This is a genomic window from Enterococcus sp. ZJ1622, from assembly GCF_011038845.1.
Classification (GTDB): domain Bacteria; phylum Bacillota; class Bacilli; order Lactobacillales; family Enterococcaceae; genus Enterococcus_B.
The window spans coordinates 128120-146476 of sequence record NZ_JAAKDW010000001.1 but is presented as its reverse complement, the minus strand read 5'-3'; the positions used below and the strand labels follow the sequence as shown (position 1 = coordinate 146476).

Annotated in this window: 15 protein-coding genes, 1 riboswitch and 2 other annotated features; of the genes, 3 read left to right on the top strand and 12 right to left on the bottom strand. The window is 41.9% G+C overall.

All coding sequences use genetic code 11. The features are described 5' to 3' along the window. Positions 1–79: 79 nt before the first annotated feature. From radC to G7Y42_RS00715, 4 genes are all read right to left on the bottom strand, one after another. Positions 80–772: a DNA repair protein RadC gene (gene radC, locus G7Y42_RS00730; RefSeq protein ID WP_165002921.1), complete on the bottom strand. Its 693-nt coding sequence runs from the start codon at positions 770–772 to the stop codon at positions 80–82. A gap of 63 nt (positions 773–835) precedes the next feature. Then, positions 836–1489 carry an HAD family phosphatase gene (locus tag G7Y42_RS00725; protein WP_165002919.1) on the bottom strand — a complete coding sequence of 218 codons (654 nt, stop codon included), beginning with the start codon at positions 1487–1489 and terminating at the stop codon, positions 836–838. Further along, positions 1479–2792, bottom strand: a complete 1314-nt coding sequence (locus G7Y42_RS00720) for a folylpolyglutamate synthase/dihydrofolate synthase family protein (protein ID WP_165002917.1) — start codon at positions 2790–2792, stop codon at positions 1479–1481. Before G7Y42_RS00720 ends, G7Y42_RS00725 begins: the two co-directional genes overlap by 11 nt. Before the next feature lie 150 nt (positions 2793–2942). Continuing rightward, positions 2943–3848 carry an oligosaccharide biosynthesis protein Alg14 gene (locus G7Y42_RS00715; RefSeq protein ID WP_165002915.1) on the bottom strand — a complete coding sequence of 302 codons (906 nt, stop codon included), beginning with the start codon at positions 3846–3848 and terminating at the stop codon, positions 2943–2945. 282 nt (positions 3849–4130) lie between these two features. Here G7Y42_RS00715 and G7Y42_RS00710 point away from each other — a divergent pair, with 282 nt between their 5' ends. Both G7Y42_RS00710 and G7Y42_RS00705 read left to right on the top strand, forming a co-directional pair. Continuing rightward, positions 4131–5471: an amino acid permease gene (locus G7Y42_RS00710; protein WP_165002913.1), complete on the top strand. Its 1341-nt coding sequence runs from the start codon at positions 4131–4133 to the stop codon at positions 5469–5471. A 467-nt stretch (positions 5472–5938) separates the two neighbouring features. Further along, positions 5939–6382, top strand: a complete 444-nt coding sequence (locus tag G7Y42_RS00705) for a DUF305 domain-containing protein (protein WP_165002911.1) — start codon at positions 5939–5941, stop codon at positions 6380–6382. 121 nt (positions 6383–6503) lie between these two features. Here the strand turns inward: G7Y42_RS00705 and nhaC are convergent, their stop codons facing one another. From nhaC to mgtA, 7 genes are all read right to left on the bottom strand, one after another. Continuing rightward, entirely contained in the window at positions 6504–7916 is a 1413-nt protein-coding gene (nhaC, locus tag G7Y42_RS00700; protein ID WP_165002909.1) for a Na+/H+ antiporter NhaC, read from the bottom strand. 431 nt (positions 7917–8347) lie between these two features. Continuing rightward, positions 8348–9574, bottom strand: a complete 1227-nt coding sequence (locus tag G7Y42_RS00695) for a M20 family metallopeptidase (protein ID WP_165002906.1) — start codon at positions 9572–9574, stop codon at positions 8348–8350. A 32-nt stretch (positions 9575–9606) separates the two neighbouring features. Next, on the bottom strand, positions 9607–10449 hold the full coding sequence (locus G7Y42_RS00690; protein ID WP_165002904.1) for a MetQ/NlpA family ABC transporter substrate-binding protein: 843 nt from the start codon (positions 10447–10449) through the stop codon (positions 9607–9609). 17 nt (positions 10450–10466) lie between these two features. Continuing rightward, positions 10467–11147 (bottom strand): methionine ABC transporter permease, encoded by a 681-nt coding sequence (locus tag G7Y42_RS00685; RefSeq protein WP_165002902.1) that lies wholly within the window; start codon positions 11145–11147, stop codon positions 10467–10469. A gap of 1 nt (position 11148) precedes the next feature. Next, positions 11149–12222 carry an ATP-binding cassette domain-containing protein gene (locus tag G7Y42_RS00680; RefSeq protein ID WP_165002900.1) on the bottom strand — a complete coding sequence of 358 codons (1074 nt, stop codon included), beginning with the start codon at positions 12220–12222 and terminating at the stop codon, positions 11149–11151. Positions 12223–12286: 64 nt separating this feature from the next. Then, positions 12287–12523, bottom strand: a binding site (T-box leader). Positions 12524–12567: 44 nt separating this feature from the next. Then, positions 12568–12808: a binding site (T-box leader), on the bottom strand. Between the two features lie 77 nt (positions 12809–12885). Beyond that, positions 12886–13557, bottom strand: coding sequence for an HAD family phosphatase (locus G7Y42_RS00675; protein ID WP_165002899.1), 672 nt, complete (start codon positions 13555–13557; stop codon positions 12886–12888). A gap of 78 nt (positions 13558–13635) precedes the next feature. Next, entirely contained in the window at positions 13636–16284 is a 2649-nt protein-coding gene (mgtA, locus tag G7Y42_RS00670; RefSeq protein WP_165002897.1) for a magnesium-translocating P-type ATPase, read from the bottom strand. Positions 16285–16646: 362 nt separating this feature from the next. Then, positions 16647–16821, bottom strand: a riboswitch (M-box (ykoK) riboswitch). A gap of 201 nt (positions 16822–17022) precedes the next feature. Between mgtA and ndk the strand changes: the two genes are divergently transcribed. Then, complete coding sequence (gene ndk / locus G7Y42_RS00665) at positions 17023–17469, top strand: nucleoside-diphosphate kinase (protein ID WP_165003352.1); 447 nt, start codon at positions 17023–17025, stop codon at positions 17467–17469. Positions 17470–17481: 12 nt separating this feature from the next. On the opposite strand, the gene G7Y42_RS00660 is transcribed toward ndk, so the two are convergent. Continuing rightward, positions 17482–18354, bottom strand: coding sequence for a helix-turn-helix transcriptional regulator (locus tag G7Y42_RS00660; RefSeq protein ID WP_165002895.1), 873 nt, complete (start codon positions 18352–18354; stop codon positions 17482–17484). Between the last annotated feature and the right edge of the window lie 3 nt (positions 18355–18357).

Below are 18357 nucleotides of genomic sequence, written 5' to 3'. Positions count from 1 at the left end.
TCAACTTCTATTCCCAAACAAAATTACAATATAATTGTACACTTGCTTCTTTTTTTTTGCAAGAAAGCAACTTACGAAATTATACTTCTTCCATCAAACCTTCTTCTCTTAAACTGAAATACCTTTTGCGCCCGATGATCAGATGGTCCATCACTTCGATGCCCATCATCACTCCGCATTTCTGGATACGTTTCGTCAGCTTCAGATCTTGCTGGGACGGAATGACATTGCCGGATGGATGATTGTGCACTAGAATGATCCGCGCCGCCGAATACCGCACAGCATAATGAAAAATCTCTCTTGGATGAGCCAGCGATTGGTTCAGCGAGCCAATGAAAAGTGTCTTTTTCAGTATCACTTGGTTTTTCGCGTCCAAATAGATACAAAGCAGGTGTTCTTGCTTATGATCTTTCAGCTCTAAAATCAGTTGCTGTGCTAGTTCATAGCTCGCGTTAACTACTGGATTGGCGTGGATTTGATCTTCTTGTATCCTTTTCCCCAGCTCGATCAAGGCTTTGATCTCAAGTGCCTTTACCCGCCCGATTCCTCGAATAGACTCCAGTTCATGCAGTGTCGTTTGCCGCAAAAGTGCTAAGCCGCCGAATTTTTTCAATACATGCCCGGCAATGTCCATGACATTGTATGGATGGTGCCCAGTACGCAATAAGATTGCCAACAGTTCCTGATCTGATAAGGCATTTACTCCGTAGATCTCCATCCGCTCTCTTGGCAGTGAACTAGATGGTACTTCCTTGATCAAACGTTTTTCCATAAAAAAACCCCCTTTCCGCCTTGTCATAATTAAGATACGAAAAGAGAGCCGTTTTTTATTTTTTTATTTTATCAATGCAGGGATTTCATGCAAAGATGAAACGACACCTGCTGTTTTGCGGATGAGTTCCGGTGAAGGTGCCAAAAGATCAGGAACCATCACAACTGGAATCTGTGCTGCTGAAGCGGCTAAGATCCCATTTTGTGAGTCTTCTAAGATCAGCGTTTCTGGTTTAGGTATCCCAAGCTTTTCCTGGGCCAACAAAAAGATTTCCGGATCAGGCTTTGCCCGTTGGACGTTTTCTGCTGACACGATCTCTTGAAACCGATCCAGCAGATTATTTTTGGACAAGAGCAGCTCGATCACTTTTCTTTGATTGCTGGAAGCTACGACTTTGGGGATCTGATGGTCTTCTAAAAATGAAAGAAGCTCCAATACGCCTGGCTTCATTTGTACTGCGCCTCTGGAAAATCGATCGAGTGTTTCCTGATAGGAATCCTTGATGAATCGTTGGACGTTCTGTTTCCCAAAATCAGCAAAAATCCGGTGATAGTTCGCCCACACTTCTTCATCTGACACACCTAGGAATCTTAGATAAAGCTCTTTGTCATAAGGCAGTCCCATCTTATCTGCTACCACTTGTGATGCTTCATAATAGACAAGTTCTGTATCAAACAATAACCCGTCCATATCAAAAATTACTGCGTTATACTTCATCGGTTCCTCCTAATTGTAAAAGCAGATTTCGCACCTCAGAAATGAAATAAAGGGATCCCGTGACTACTAGTGCATCTTCGCTAGTCATTTTTTCCAGAATATCGGCTAATCCGAATTGCCATAACGAGACAATCGATACTTTATCATTTGCAAGGTTCGAGACATTGCTCAATTCGATTGCTTTAGGATGCTCAAAAGTCGTTAGATAAATATGGACATCAGGGACTTTCTGAAGCTCCTTAAGCATGCTTTCGGCGTTTTTGGTTCGTAAGGACGAAAACAAGATATTGATATGATAGTCTTTAAATTCTTTTTTCAAGTTTTGTGCCAGTCGTTTGACCGCATGGGTATTGTGTGCGCCATCTAAGATCACTAATGGTTCTCGGCGCAACCGCTCCATTCTGCCAGGCCAAAACGACTTTTTCAAGCCATTCAATACATCTTTTTCCCGAAAAGGAAGTTTTTCCAGCTGACAATAGACAAAGTAAAGTTGGATGGCTACTCCAGCGTTTTCTGTCTGGTGCTGCCCTAAAAGAGGTGTCGTGATTTGCGGGATTTTCCCGGCTTCATTGCTGAATTCAAACACTTCGCCCCAATTTTCGGCTGGATGTAAATAATTCACGTGGTATGCTTCTCCATATGCATACATGCGGGCATTTTTACCTTTTGCTGTATTTTTGATCACTTCTAGCGCTGCTTGCTCGATATTGCCAGTCACGACAGGGATTCCTTGTTTTAAGATGCCTGCTTTTTGTGCAGCAATCTCTTCGATCGTTTCCCCTAAGATTTCTGTATGGTCCAAACCGATCGTAGTGATCCCTGTAAGCATCGGCACAGCCACATTGGTCGAATCTAGCAATCCGCCTAAGCCGACTTCGATAATCGCGACATCGACTTCTTTCGCTAAGAAATAATCAAAGGCCATCACGGTCAATGTTTCAAATTCAGTGATACCTGCCACTGCTTCAAACTGATCCAGATGTCCCACGAGCGGCTGATATTTCTTGACTAGCTGGATCAAGTCCTGATCGGGTATCCCTTGTCCATTGATCGAGATTCGTTCGTTAAATGATTCGATATATGGAGAAGTGAAGGTGCCAACGGTCAATCCAGCTTCTTCCAGCAATGTCCTCAAATAGGCAACCGTCGAACCTTTCCCATTCGTGCCGGCAATATGGATCGTTTTCACTTTCTGTTCCGGGTGACCTACTACTTCTAATAAAGCATTTATTCGATCAAGACCTGGACGTGAGCCAAATGGCAATCGGCTATGAATCCAAGCAATCGCTTCTTCAATCGTCATCAACAATTCCCCCATTCCTCTTTATTATAGCAAATAGAATGAGGAAAAAAAGAGAAGCCTGTTTTTTCATTTTGATTGCCGCTATGAAAAATCAGAAAATCTCTTCTTATCCAATCGTTTACTTAAAATCCAGTTCAATCAATGTGAGGCTCAGTCGTCCTCTTTTTCTTTCACTGATAACGGATCATATTCATATTTTTCGAAAATCTCAGGATCTGCATGAAGAAATCGTTTCGCCCAGCTTTCCACATCAAAAAAAGATAATATTTCCGGATCGACCGGATGATAAGGCGTACGCAAAAATTCAGGCAATTCATCCAATGATCGTTCCTGCAGCAAAAATATATTATCTGGATGATAAAATCGATAATGAGCAACCGCCTTGTTGTCTGTCACTAATTTTTTCTGGAAATAGATCGATTCGAAGGTCCGCAAAGTGACTCCTTGCTGTCCTTCTCGCAATAGCTCTAAGATTCCTCGGGATTTTCCTGTTTGCGCCAGATATTCGCTGTAAGTAAGGTAACCTGCTTGTTCGTTGCCTCGGTGCGGCAATATAAAATAATACGGATTCAATCCTCGTTTGATAAACTCCTGCTTATACTTGTCTGCTCGTTCTTTTCTTCCGTTATCTGTCGCACCAAAAAACAGATCATATTGGATTTCTGCGTCGGGTAGTTCCATCCTTTTCGAGTAGAATGAACTGTTATGTTTTAGACCAAGTTCTTTTGCTTCCAACATATCGAAATGGTACAAGTCATCAATCGCGGGCTCTTGTTTTGCTTGCTCCGCCAATTGTTCATGTTCCAATCTGAAATGATTCCAGAAGAACAGGATGATCTTGGCCTTCGTAAATGGTCGGATGCGTCTCGCCATTTCCAGATCAAATCCATAATCCAAAAAAACAATCAGTTGATAACGAGCCAGCTGAGGACGGATCGCTTCGATAAATTCCGGTTGCAGCAGCTCTTTTCCTGAACATACATCCAACGATTCAATCGATGGGAGAAAATACAACTTTTTGTCCTTCGCTACTAATAAAATTTCTTTTTCAGGCATTCCAATCGCCTCACTTTCTTATAGCTTTGACTTATCATAGCTTTTTTAAAGAACAAAAATCCAGTAAAACGCTTCCCGTTGATGGAAAGAATGAGATAACTTAGATAACTCTTTGTGATCCATCTCAAGACTTTAGGAATCTGATGATGGTATGATTAAAAATCACTGAAAAGTTTTCTGAATAGTTGCAATTGTCAGATAATTTGTTATTATTAGACAAAGTTGGTTATTCAAAATTAATTCAAATAGCTTGATTGAACATAAAAAGAAAAGAGGTTAGTTATGGAAAACAAAAAATTAAAAAAACAACTAAGTTCCCGGCATATCACGATGCTAGCTTTAGGCGGAGCGATCGGTGCTGGTTTATTCAAAGGTAGTGGCGAAGCGATCGGGATAGCTGGTCCTTCTGTGTTGATTGCTTTTTTGATTGGCGGTATCGTTTTATTTATCGTTATGAATGGCTTAGGTAAAATCGTCTTGAGTGGCGGTGACACGCAACACGGATTATCTGGCTTGATCCGTCCGTATCTTGGGAATCATTCAGCTGATTTCACCGATTGGGTCTACTGGTCGATGTGGATCATCAATATCATCGCTGAAGCTGTGGCTGCTGCCTCCTTTTTGCAATTATGGTTTCCACATGTGCCGGCGTGGGTGTTCGTTTTCCTTTTAGCTGTCCTAACAACGGTGATCAACTTGTATTCTGTACGATTATTCGCCGAGACCGAATATTGGTTAGCTTTTGCTAAGATCAGTGTGATCATCCTATTGATCATCTTCGCTGTCTATCTCGTTGGCCAGCAGATGCTTGGAACAGGAGTTTTCCCTACGCTGAAGCAACTTACGGATCATGGCGGGTTTGCTCCTCACGGAATGAAAGGGATCATTAGCTCTTTGCTGGTCGTCATCTATTCCTACGGCGGTTCTGAATTGATTGCTATCACAGTGAGTGAAGCGGATGACCCGAGAACTGCGATCCCTAAAGCAATCAAAGGAGTGATGGGGCGAATCGTTTCCTTCTATATTATTCCTTTGTTCTTGCTTTTGATCATCTTCCCATGGAATACTTTAGCCGGAACTAGTGCTAGTCCGTTCGTCATGGTTTTCGAACAGATGAAGATCCCATTTGCAGCGGATATCGTTAACTTTGTGATTGTCCTTGCCTTGTTCTCGTCGATCAATTCGGGCGTCTATGCCTCTTCTCGTATCTTATTCTTCCGTTTGAAGGATCGGAAAAGTGCTGTGAACAAGTTGGCTGTTTTGAATAAACATCAGGTTCCTCAACGTTCTGTCTTGTTTTGTACCAGTGTCTTGTATCTAGGAGTAGTGCTTTCTTATTTTGTCGGGGATAGATTATTTGGTTATCTTGCAGGCTCGCTTTCTTATACTGTCTTGCTGATTTGGATCATGATCAGTGCAGCTTCATTTATCCTTGCACTTAAGAAAGGCACTTTATTCGACAAAGGGCTCAGCTTTTTTGCCTTGATTGTCTTAGGTCTGATCTTTATTGGGATCTTATTCACCAATTCGATTGGTGTGACGATCCTAACAGGTATCCTTTACCTCATCATTTTCTTCAGTTATCAAAGAAAGAATGATTCCTTCGTTCTTTCTCAAGATTAGTACTGATCAACTGATTTTCTGATTAAAAAGACTTTTGCTTGGATAGTGGAGCTGTGACAAAAATCTTGTCACAGCTCCTTGTTCCGGATAAACGGTGTTCAAAAGCTTGCATCTGCGGTAATAAGCTCCACCAAACGAAAAATATGAAGAGCTATTTTTGTTTGGCTGTTCTTATTACTTGATGCAGGACAGCTTTTCACAACCTCTGATTCACGTTGCTCTCCTACCAACTCCTCGGGCACACGTCACAATATTCACCAAACATGAGAAGCTGTTTTTTGAAATTGTTCCTTGTGCCTCAGAGTTAAGCGGCAGGCTCACATCCTCGCTGTAGTATTGAAAAAGTCTTTTTTTTTTTGCAGATTTTCTGCTGAGGAACTATTTTTATGTGCAGATTAATTGCCTGTTTTCTTTTCCCATGCCATCATTGTATTGGGAGTTATTTAAATGAAAAGGAGCTTGATCTAATGAAACAGTACTGGAAATTTTTATTGATGATTGCGGTGTCGACGGTTGTGATGTTCGGGATGATGTATCTCAATGTCTATGAACTTGACCATATTTTCTTTAGTCGCACTCGTGTATTCATGGCTTTGATGATGGGCGCTGTGATGGCGGTGATCATGTTGCTGTTTATGTGGAAGATGTATGAGAACAAAAAAATGAATGCCTTTATTCTCGGAGCAAGTGTCATTGTGTTCGCAGGTTCTCTATTCATGGTACGAAGTCAAGCAACCGTTAATGATACTGCGTGGATGAAGGCAATGATCCCGCATCATTCGATCGCGATCTTGACAAGTAAACGTGCAGATTTGAAAGATCCAGAGGTCAAAAAACTTGCAGAAGAAATCATTCAAGCACAAGAAAAAGAAATCGATGAAATGAAAAAACTGATCGAAGAATTGGAATGATTTTTCATGAATTCCATACAAAAATAGGTTGTGACAACATCTTGTCACAACCTATTTTTTGGTAAACGCTGTACAAAAGCTTGTATCTCCGCCCGTAAAACCCGATTAGCTGAATCTGCCTTTATTCGAACTGTGCAGATTTGCTATCGATGACTTCTTCATTCTCTCTTTTAGAAACGCCTAACCCTGTGAAGGCACTGACCATTGAGAATACTGGTGACAAAAGACTAAAGAAGACAAATGGCAAGTACGTAAGAGTCGGGATGCCAAAAGTGCTTGCAACGAAACTTCCAGCAATTCCCCAAGGCACTAAGTAATTGATGACTGTTCCTCCATCTTCTAACGTTCTTCCTAAAACAGTCGGATCGTATCCCGCTTTTTCGTAAGTTTCTTTAAACGCATTTCCTGGAAGGATCACTGATAAGAATTGTTCACCGATAAATAAATTCACTCCGATACTTGTCATCAATGTCGTAAAAATCAGCTTCGGTGTATTTGTCATTTTTCTTGATACACGTTCCATCACTGTGGAAATCAAACCAAATTCGATCAGCAATCCGCCAAGAGACAAGGTCAAAATGATCAATGAGACAGTCGGCATCATACTTTCGATCCCTCCACGACTCAGCAGAGAATCGATTTGCTGATTGCCTGTGTTCGAAACGAATCCCGATTCGATCACTCCTGCTAGTTTCGTCAAAGATGTCTGCGGATTTTGAATGAAGATCATTCCGACTGCTACGGCGATGTTCAATAAAATAGTTAAGATCGCTGGCACTTTTTTCCATGCACATAACAGCATCAAGAACAATGGAATCAATGACCAGAATGAAATCGTAAAGTTCGCTTCAAGAATATCGGTTACTTCACGAATCGATGAAAGGCTAGCTGCCTGATTCGTATGACCTAAGATCATGAACAAAAAGAATGAAACAACAAATGCCGGTACAGTGGACCACATCATGTGCTTGATATGCTTGAATAGATCTGCATCGACAATCGCAGCTGCAAGGTTCGTTGATTCAGATAACGGCGACATTTTATCCCCAAATACCGCACCTGAGACAATGGCGCCGACAACTAATGCCGGATTCAGTCCTAAAGTCGTCCCGATCCCAAAAAATGCGATCCCGATCGTTGACATGACAGTAAATGCACTACCTACCGCGCTACCTACGATGGCACAGACAACGAATACAGATGGCACGAACCACTGGACACTGATCAGTTTGAAGCCAACAACCATCAACGTCGGGATGATCCCTGCTTGTATCCATACAGCAATCAATGAGCCAACTAAAATAAAAATAAAGATCGGGATGATTCCTGGTTTGATCCCATTGATGATTCCTTCATGGAGCCATTCAGATGGGTATTTTTTAATGACCGAGTAAAGCATGATCAATCCGATGGCTGCTAAAATCGTAATATTCGGCGAGATCTTCAAGCCTACGACCCCTGCTGCGATCCCTAAAACAATAAGTGTCAATACGAGTGTTGCTTCTAAAAAACTTGGATTTCCTTTTTTCTCCATGATAATTTCTCCTTTTTTAGTTAATCTGATGTCCTAAAAAAGAATAAATATCGAATCACTCCGCCACAATTCATCACGTTTCCCCCTCTTGATAAAATAAAAAGACCTGTCTTCAACTAAGGACGAATTGCTCCGCGGTACCACCTTAATTAAAAACAGATCTGTTTTTCACTTTAAATAACATATTTAATTTTAAAAACTTTCCATGTAATTCGTCAGCTAGGCTTGATCGGTTCGCAGCAACCACCGACTTTCTGAACAAAACACCTATCTGCTACTGTGTGAAAAGATGACTTTCATGAAGTTTACCTTTGAATCGATCATTTGTCAACTAGAAAGTGTAAATTAATTTAGATTTTTCTGAAAAAAGAGAATATTCTTTAAATATAACACTTGTAGTTTTCAGGAATTATCTGTTCCTTCTGCTTTTTCTAGAATGTAGAACTTTCTGTTTTTTTCTTAGTCAATATCACTTGATGTTCCGTTCTGATTTTTTCTAGCAATGCTGGTTCCTTCAAGAGGTCAAGTGCTGTTCGTGCTAATAGTTCAGCTGCGATAGCGATGGAAGCCAATCCCTTTTCGCTTTTTGCGGCTGCTTTAAATTCTTCCGTATGACCGGCGATGTATTCATCTGAGATAGCTACTGTCGGCTGGATCGTGGGAATGACCTGACTGACATTGCCGACGTCTGAAGAGCCTAAGCTCGTTCGCTGCTGCTCTTCGATCTCATCTAAAGGCACGCCGACTGCTTCAGCATGCTGGAAAAAGATATCATCAAACGAAGGTGTCACGATGACGTCATCGACAGCGTTTTGGAATAATCCGAATTCATAGGTCGTACCTGTACTGAGCGCAGCGCCTTTTACGATATTCTCGACTTTCTCGTAGACGCTATCTAATGTTTGACGATTAGCAGCGCGTAAATAAAAACGTCCTGCAGCGTATTCTGGGATAACATTGGCTGCTACACCGCCGTCCGTAATGATCCCATGGATATTGACATCTTTTGGCAACTGCAAACGTAATGCGTTGATACCATTGAATACTTGGATCAGCGCTTCTAGCGCATTCACACCTTTTTCAGGAGCAGCTGCCGCATGTGAAGCCACACCATAAAATTTGATGTCTACTGGATCATTTGCCAATGATTCAGTCGTTTTTCCATAACGGTAAGCCGGATGAACACATAATGCTGCATCCACATCATCGAAAAATCCTTCTCGAACAAAGCTTCCTTTTGCCGAGCCATTTTCCCCGCCTTCTTCTCCTGGAGTCCCGTAAACTCGGATCTCTCCGCCGATGTCATCGATCACTTGCTTGACGGCACTTGCCGCTAATACAGAATAGGTTCCGAATAAATTGTGTCCGCATGCATGCCCGATCCCTGGCAGCGCATCATATTCCGCTAAAAAAGCGATCGTAGGCCCGTCTTTTTCTGAGAGATAGCGGGCATCGAAGCCAGTACGGTGCCCAGCGACATTTTTTTCTACTTGGAAACCTTCTTTTTCCAGTTGTTGGATCAGTGCATCTGAAGAGTAAAATTCATAATTGCTGACTTCTGGGTGTTCGTGAATATCTAAGGCCAGTGCCTGGTATTCTGACAGGCGTTCATTGATATAATCCTTCAATTGGTCGTTCACACTCGTTGATATAGTCATAAAAAATTCCTCCTTGAATATGTTTTTATTTTTTATTTTCGTCCAAAGGTTTCCCAAGCCGGAACACTAGAGCCTTTGGATGTCTCTTCGATCACTTTCGCTGTTTCTTCGGTCTGGTATGCGTCGACGATTTTCTGATATGTTTTGTTATCCTCATCTTCTTTTCTTGCAACGATGATATTTACATATGGACGAGCGTGTTTATCTACCGGTTCCAAGAAAATCGCATCTGAGGTTGGATTGAATCCAGCATCGACTGCTACGCCACTGTTGATCACTGAGACATCGACATCTGATAGTGCACGTGCCGTTTGTGAAGCATCCAATTCAGAAATAATTAATTTTTTCTTATTCTCAGTGATATCCGAGACAGTCGGGGTCTGACCTTTGGATTCATCCACTTTGATCAGCCCAGCTGTTTGCAGTAAAAGCAGCGCTCTTCCGCCATTGGTCACATCATTCGGGATAGCTACTTTCGCCCCTTCTTCGATCTCCTCGATTTTCTTGATTTTATCAGAGTAGATTCCCAATGGTGCGTTCACTGTATTCCCGATCGACACAAGATCCGTGCCATGTTCTTTGTTGTAGTTATCCAAGAAGAACTGATGCTGAAAAGCATTGAGATCAATAGATCCATCAGCTAATGCTGCATTTGGCTGATTGTAATCAGTGAATTTTACATAGTCCAGATGGATACCTTCTTTTTCCAAACGCGTTTTCACATCATCCCATACATCCGTATCTTCGCCGATGATCCCCAATTTCACTGTCGTCTCTTTCTTGTCGCTTGTCGTTGCTGCCTTTCCTTGACTGCACCCTGCTAACCAGATCACTGCTGCTAGCGTAAGTACTGCAAAACGAATACCCTTTTTCATGTGTGGTTCCTCCTTGTTTAATGGCTTATTTTTTTGATCAATAGATTACTGATAAATTGACTTAGAAAAACTAAAACTAGAATCAATAACGTCGCAACAAGCGTCACATCAGTCTGGAAACGATTATATCCTCGTGAAATAGCTAGATTCCCTAAACCGCCTGCGCCAACCGCCCCAGCCATCGTCGTCAATCCGATCACATTGATGAACGTCAGTGCAGATGCCCGGATGATCCTAGGCAGTCCTTCGATCAGATAGACACGTAAAATGATCCCGATCGGACTTGTCCCCATCGCTTCTGCTGCTTCGATCACGCCAGGATCAACTTCTAGCAAAGCATTTTCTATTTGCCGAGCGAAGAACGGCACGACGCCGAAAACTAGCGGAACTAAAGCGGCTTTTGCACCGATCGTTGTGCCTACCAGAAATCGAGTAGTCAATGCTAAAAGAGACAGTAAAATGATAAAAGGGATCGAGCGTACGACATTGATCAGTTTATCTAGGAACTCGAATAACAAACGATTGGCTAATAACCCTTTAGGACGTGTCACGACTAATGTCACACCTAAAACTATCCCGATCACACCTGCGACCAGTGCTGTCCAAAATGACATATATAACGTTTCTTTCGTTGCTTCGATAAATTCATCTGGTATCGTGTACGCATTCGGCAAATAAGTCTCTAGAAAATTTGTCATACTACTTTCCTCCTTCGATCACTCGTATCTGGCTGTTTTTTTCATCTTTTTTCAGGATATGCACGATCACTCCTTGACCGATCAGATAATCAAGGGCTTTTTGCCGTTGATGGGTTTCACCGGACAAGGTAACGACTAGACTTCCTAAAGGCGTTTCTTGAAGAAATTCCACATTTCCATAAAGAATGTTAGCTGTCACTTGATATTTGCTGTATAAATGTGCGATCAGCGGCTCATTGGTCCGATTCCCCACATAGCTTAATTCTACTAACCACTTATTTTCCAGCTGATGCGCAAATGCCGAATGCTCTTGGATTCTTTCAAGTGCTTGGTCGATATGTGTCGCTGTGCGTATGAAATCTTTCGTCAGTTCTTCTTTTGGATCACTGAAAATTTGGATACTGCTGCCTTTTTCGATGATTTTTCCTTTTTCCATGACTGCGACTTTGTTACATATTTCTTTGACGACTTGCATCTCATGGGTAATCAAAACGATCGTCAAACCAAGCGTGCGATTCAGTTTTTTGAGTAATGTCAAGATCTGTTGGGTCGTTTTAGGATCAAGGGCACTGGTCGCTTCGTCACATAACAGTACTTTTGGTTCATTTGCTAGAGCACGAGCGATCGCGACTCGCTGTTTTTGTCCTCCAGATAGCTGTTTAGGATAGGCATTGGCTTTGTCTGCTAGTCCGACTAGTTCAAGCAGTTCGTTTACTTTCTGACAACGTTCCTGTTTTGATTTCCCTGTATATTTGAGCGAAAAATCAACGTTGTCAAAGATCGTACGGCTTTCCATCAGATTAAAATGCTGAAAAATCATCCCGATCGTTTTTCGTTCTTTCCGAAGCGCTTTTGGCGAAAGTTCGCCTAGATTGGTACGGTTGATGATCACTTCCCCTTCTGTGGGCTTCTGAAGTAAGTTCATGACACGCACCAATGTACTTTTCCCTGCTCCGGAATACCCGACGATGCCGTAGATATCCCCTTTTTCAATGTTTATATCCACTGCTTCTACTGCTCTTATTTCTTTTCCTTTTTGCTGGAAAGAAACAGAGACATTTCGTAATTCGATCATTTTTTTCCTCCTTTTTTAGATAAAATGAAAAAGACGTCCTCAAAAAAACGAACAAAGTCATTTTCTTGAGGACGCCTTTTTGCGTGTTACCACCTCAGTTCAAGCTGCACTCGCGCACAGCTCCTCTTCAAGTACAAACATACTCTAGCAAGATATCGGTCGCAGCCGTCACCGCCTTACAGATCTGCTCGGGGTGAATCGCTCAATAGCCATTTTCCAGCATAAGTCCTTGCTTCTTTTCAGCTGCCGAAGCTCTCTGTCAAAGGATGTTCTGCTGTACTTACTACCTCATCGCGAAAAATGATTCAAATAAAAAAGTCCTTTTACCAGCACAAGATATGCTGGTAAAAGGACGACATGTCGTGGTACCACCTTTTTTCGGAAGTTTCCTTCCCTCAGTCCAACGTCTCGCTATTCGAGAGATTGGTGTTCGTTTTAACGGTCGAACGTGTTTTTTCCGAATTTGCCTACTTATCGACAAATTATTCTCCAAGGCCATTTTCAACTTTTCACACCTGACTCTTTCCACCTACCAGAGTCTCTCTGTAAAGTCTTCCAAGCTTACTTTCCTCATCAACGAAATGATTATTCTGTTGTTGGAATCAACCTACATGAGTGAAAATAAAAAGTCAAGCATAAAAATTGGATAAAGTGTCCAAAACATCAATTGTTTGTTTTTTTATCCAATAGATCAATAACAACTCGTAGATCATTTCCTTCCGTCAGAAGGTTCAATTTTTCTTTCTCTTCTTTCGAGTAATTCCGTTCAAAGCTTGAATCGGGAATCAGCACCACACCAAGCCCTGCTCTAGAAGCAGAAGTTGCTCCGACTAATGAATCTTCTACTGCAAATGCTTCAGGAGCAAGGAGATCCGTTCGTTCCAAAGCGGTCAGGTAAGGGATTGGAGAAGGTTTGTTCTCCGCCACCTCATCTCCGAAGGTAAATGTATCGAAAAAAGGTTTCAGTCCAAATTGATCCAAAATGTCTGTGGCTCTTTTCGTAACAGTAGTCGTTGCCAATCCGATTTTCAATTCACGTTTTTTTAATTCTATCAGAATATCTTTTGCGTAAGGTTTCAATTGGATTTCTCCATGGCGAAGCTGTTCATAAAAATATTCTTCGCGTTTTGCTCGAACTTCTTGTACTTTTTCAGGACTTCCAGCTGCCTGGACTAAGATATCAAAGCTTTGCTTCCAATTTTTTCCACCCCACGCATCGACGATTTCTTTAGGGATCTCGATATCGAATTGTTCGAATCCCCAAAGCCAGCCGTCACGATATGTTTTTTCTGTGTCTACTAGTAACCCGTCTAAATCAAATATTGCGCCTTTCATACTTTCACTAATCCTTTCAGAAAACGTTACATTCAGTTTATCATGATTGGCACAGAAAAAACAGATTAGCCGGTTTTCTTATAACAATTCACCGAATTTTCGGATATAGAATTTTTTGACGAATGTGACTAATGCTAAATAAGCAAGTACTGTGACAAATAGCCAGATCCAGTAAGTTCCTGGTAATGGCAGCAACCCAAGTTCTGCCCCAAAACCTGTAAACGGCAGAAGCGAACCGACTAAAATCCCTAAAGTCGTGATGATGATCATCGCAAATGTCGCATTGCTTTGGATAAATGGAAGCTTTGGCGTACGCAATGCGTGAAGAACCAATGTCTGCGTCCACAATGATTCCACGAACCAACCTGCATGGAACAATGCGATGAATACAACTTGCTGCGAACTTGTCAATGTATGGAAACTCCCGCCTACGACAGCAGGACAAATGATGAAGTACATCAATAGATACGTAGTGATATCAAACACAGAACTTGTAGGTCCAAAGTAAATCATGAACTTCCCGATACTTGAAGCTTCCCATTTTTTCGGTTCGTCCAGATATTCTTTGTCCATCCGATCCCAAGGAAGCGAGATACATGAAACATCATAGATCAGATTCAAAAACAGGATCTGCAAAGGTAGCATAGGTAAAAACGGCAAGAATGTGCTGGCAATCAGTACAGAAAACATGTTGCCGAAGTTCGAACTAGCAGTTGCTTTGATATACTTCATGATATTCCCGAATGTTTCTCTTCCTGATAACAGCCCTCTTTCTAAAATCATCAAGTCTTTTTCCAAAAGAATGACATCTGCTGATTCCTTGGCGATGTCGACAGCCGTATCGACGGAAATCCCGATATCAGCGACTTTCATAGCAGGTGCGTCATTGATTCCGTCTCCCAAGAATCCGACTGTGTGTCCATTTTTACGTAGCGCTGTCGTCAAACGGGCTTTTTGTTGCGGGTTCAATTTGACGAATACGTCATGCTCTTCTGCTACTTTCGCTAATTTATGGTCATCCATTTCTGAGATTTTTTCGCCTGTGATCAGTTCATTGATTTCTAATCCGACTTGTCGGCAAACAGAACGAGTGACTAATTCATTGTCACCAGTCAGAACTTTGACAGCAACACCGTGGTTTTTCAGAGCTTGTAGTGCTTGCTTTGTTGTTTCCTTTGGTGGATCAAGGAAAGCAAGATACCCAATCAGTACCATATCGGATTCATCTTTGACTGAAAATTCTCCTACGACACTTGGATTCGTTTTTTGTGCGACACCGATGACCCGCAAGCCATCTTCATTCAGATCTCTCACTTTGTTCAATACCGCTTCTTTTCGTTCTTTGGTCAATGGGCTCACGTTTCCGCCCATATCGATATAACTTGAGATATCCAGCATTTCTTCGATAGCGCCTTTGGTAATCATCTGTGTTTTTCCGGCTGAATCTTCTACGACGACACTCATACGCCGACGTTCGAAATCAAATGGGATCTCATCGACTTTTTGATAGTTGATCTTGTCTGTATCCAACGTTTCTGATGCTTCATCGATAATCGCGACATCCAGCAGATTTTTTAGTCCTGTCTGATAATAACTATTCAAATACGCATGGCGTAATACACGATCATCCTCATTTCCTTCACAATCCATGTGGTATTCTAAAATAATCTTGTCTTGTGTGAGTGTTCCTGTTTTATCTGTACATAATACGTCGATTGCTCCGAAGTTCTGGATCGCATTCAGATTCTTGATCACTGTTCCTTTTTTTGCCATCACGCTTGCGCCTTTGACCAAGTTCGTGGTAACAATCATCGGAAGCATCTCAGGTGTCAAGCCGACAGCGACAGATAAACCGAAAAGGAACGCTTCTAACCAGTCTCCTTTTGTCAAACCGTTGATAACGATCACAGTTGGCGCCATCAATGCCATGAATTTGATCAATAACAAGGACGTCTTGTGGATCCCCAATTCGAAGTTTGACTTGATCGGTTTTTCAGACAAGGTCTCTGCTACATGACCGAATAAGGTATCATTTCCGACTGATACGATGATCCCTTCCGCACTTCCGCTGATCACATTGCTTCCCATGAACACAAGATTTTCATAGCTTGTTTCACTTTGATTCGCATTGTCGCAGATCGCTGCATGTTTTTCTACAGGATAACTTTCACCTGTCAACGCTGCTTGCGAAATGAACAGATCCTTCGCTGATAACAATCGCATGTCTGCAGGGATCATATCTCCAGCAGATAATCGTACAAGGTCTCCACACACGATTTCTTCCATGGGGATTTCTGTATAACGGCCGTTTCGTTTCACTGCCGCGGTCACTTTTACTAAAGATTTCAATTTTTCAGCTGCTTGATTAGAGCGGACAGATTGGATCAGGGTCATCGTTCCGCTGACGATCACCATCGTGAAGATGATTGCGACACCAAATAGATCTTTGTCACCAGGTGCTGCCAGTACGTATTCTGTGATGAATGAAATAACACCTAGTGCGATCAGTACGAGTGTGAAAGGCGTGATATATGCTTTTAAGACTTCGATAATAAATGGCGTCTTCTTTCCATAAGAGATCGCATTTTCCCCATATTGTTCTCTGGAAACTTCGATTTGCTTTTCGGATAATCCTTTGTCCGTTGTACGAAAATGTGCGAATAATTCCTGTTTGCTTTTGCCTGCAAAAGCAGCATAGATTTTTTGTGTATCTTTCTTTTTTTCCATATCGATCTTCTCCTTTGAATCCAAAAAACAGCAGATACGCTTGTTTTTCGAATGTTTTTCTTATTCAATGGATCGATAGAGAAAAAGGCTGATCTAAAGGGGCTGAAAACAGATAGATAATAGTCTCAACCGGCCTTTTCTCTAACGATTTTTTCTTCGAAGGACTGTCATCCATTTGTTCTCATCTCCTTTACTTGTACGTTTTTTTTCGATTTTTTTCCTGCGGTTTGCCGTCTATTTGTCATTTTCCCAACAGAATCACCTTCTTCTTGATGTATTCGGAAGACCTTAAGATTCATTGCATGTAAAAAACCTCTCGCCAAATACTCAGCGAGAGGTTGAAAAAGCATGCTAAAAAAGCTTTGATGATCTCATCGTTGAGTTTTGACACTGTACAACGTAAAAAGCAGTTCTCTGCTTTTAGCTACCTTATGAAAAGCCTTGTCTCGACAATTCCTGTTCTACCCATTGGCGTCTCTCGACGTTTTTGGGCAGTAGCCTGTGTTTGTATAGGAGCCTCACCTAACAAATCTTATTCGGTTTTCCTTTGTCAATATAACAACTATCGGAGAAGATGTCAAATCCGATTTTAAATTTTTCCATTTCTTTTTCGATCCCATTACTTACACGCCTCGTTCGGTACAACTTCTTCCTCTGATGTATACGCGGTTTTGTTTGTCACCTCGAGTCTCTCCCAGTATAATGGAACTATACTGAGAGGAGTTGGAAAGTATGGATATGGAACGAACACTTGTCATTATCAAACCAGACGGCGTCAGACGGCATCTAGTCGGCAGGATCATCCAGCGCTTTGAAGAAAAAGGATTAGCGATCGCTGAGATGAAATTCGCCACGATGTCTGCGACACTTGCGAAGGAACATTATCAGCATCTGTCAGAACGCAGCTTCTTCGATGAGCTGATCGACTATATGACATCTGGTCCTGTTGTTTATCTAGTCCTAGTCGGAGAAGACGTCATCGACCTCGTTCGAAAAATGGTCGGTGCAACCAAAGCAGTTGATGCTGCGCCCGGTACGATCCGCGGGGATTACGCACTTCCCGGAACGGAGAATATCATCCATGCTTCTGATTCGCGTGATTCTGCTCTAAAAGAAATCACTCGTTTTTTCCCGCCTTATGATGATCAGGTGCTGGAAAACAGTATCCATCCAAAATCAAACTGATTTTTATCGAACTCAGCTGCTGGACTTTGCACATTCCAGCAGCTTTTCTTCTAGTTCCTTACGTTGGTTTTCTCCCAAAGTGTACTCGATAACTGAAAAAAGCGGCTGGATCTCTTCTGCAAGAATCGGTTCGCCTAATGCTGCAGAAATCAGACGCCGATGGTATTCCGACATCAGCCGTTCATAGATAACTTCCGATTTTTTCTTGAAAGCTAGACTCCTCTGCAAGTCCTCATTGACACTCCGCGCCTTTTTGTAACGCTTATTTTCGATATAATAGAGCGTCAGATTTTTCAGGAACGTAAAAAAGCGCTGTTCATCACTTTTGAAATCTGCCAATTGCCGCATTCGTTTTTTGATCTTCATATAATTGTTCTCAATAAACGAATCACTGAAAATAGAAGGGAACTCGGCTAAAATAGCCAGCTCAAAATGTCCATACTCCTGCATCCGGGTAAAATATTCTTCGATCGTTCGGCACTCATACCGCAAAAACTCAAGCTGCAGCTCATGTTGCGTCCCGTTTTTCCAGAATAAATGGAGATTCAGCACCAAATAATACACATCTGCAGTTTTTTTGAATTGTCGGCGATTGTCCGCGATCTCTTTGTAGGGATCGAAACTGTCCTCATGTACCTTATTCAGCAGATCCCGTTTTTTCTTTTCCTTTGTCGGTTCATCGACTTGATTGCGGATCCACTCATATTCAGCTAAGGTCATATTCATCCGATCCAAAAATGATTTGAGTGTCAAAAATGATATTTTCTGGACTGACTGGTTCTCCATACCTACCAAAGAGGTCTTGGAACATATCCCTTTCGCTAGTTGCGATTGTGTCAGTTTTCTGTTCATTCGAAGCTTTTTGATCAATTCTCCATCGTACATAGT